Raw genomic sequence first — 880 nt, forward strand, 5'->3', positions numbered from 1 at the left:
ATAGAGAACGCAATACTTTTATAGATTGTGGAAATTGTCCTCCGTAGTTTTCAACGAGCTGCTGAGCACAATTTTTAAGATTGCGTGCGCGTGAATAATAGCCAAGACCAGCCCACGCTTTCATGATATCATCTTGTGAAGCTTTTGCTAAAGAAGAAAGATCAGGCCAAAGTTGCAGAAATTTTTTAAAATAGGGCTTAACAGCTTCGACAGTTGTTTGTTGAAGCATGATTTCAGAAAGCCAAACGCGATAAGGATCGGGGCGGATGCCTTGCATTTGTTCTTTGGGGGTAATACGCCATGGGAGATGCCGGTGCTTTTGATCGTACCAAGAAAGAAGGCGCAAAGAAATTTCATGCATGATTTTTGTCAACCATAGGGAGATATAAAATGCAAAAGAAAAAAGCATTTATTTTGCAATTCATAATTTGTTTCTTCCTTATTATAGGACTTTTGATTAAGTAATTATCGGATTTTGTCGATATTTAATGAGTTTTTGAGGGTAAAAGCTCTTAGATGAAAGAAGGAATTTTTATAATTTAGTAAATATTTTGATGATGATTTAGAAAAATGAGCAAACAATTTCAAAAGCGCCATTTTTATTCTCTTTCTGAGATAATATTTAAAATGCTTGATCCAATTTTACGTAAGCGAACAGGACTTAATGTGGCGCTTATAGAGAATTGGTCACAGATTGCAGGACGCGATATCGCTGAGCATACAGTACCACTTAAAATTATTTGGAAACGTCGCGTGGATCAAGATGAAATTTTCCAACCTGGAACACTTATTGTCGCGTGTGAAGGGTTTGTTGCGTTAAAATTGATACATGAGACAGCGGAATTGATTCATAGAATTAATGTTTTTTTTGGGTATATTG

The 880-nt window shown here is 35.9% G+C and carries 1 protein-coding gene and 1 pseudogene; one reads left to right on the forward strand and one right to left on the reverse strand.

Annotated elements, in window-relative coordinates; all coding sequences use genetic code 11:
* A pseudogene (locus tag ACFINO_RS10125) lies at positions 1-409 on the reverse strand (A/G-specific adenine glycosylase); the annotation flags it as partial.
* A gap of 161 nt (positions 410-570) precedes the next feature.
* Here ACFINO_RS10125 and ACFINO_RS10130 point away from each other — a divergent pair.
* Positions 571-880, forward strand: a 310-nt coding sequence (locus tag ACFINO_RS10130; RefSeq protein WP_375655693.1) for a DUF721 domain-containing protein, incomplete at its 3' end; no start/stop codon positions are given.

The sequence above is a fragment of the Bartonella sp. AA83SXKL genome, from assembly GCF_042196965.1.
Lineage (GTDB): Bacteria > Pseudomonadota > Alphaproteobacteria > Rhizobiales > Rhizobiaceae > Bartonella.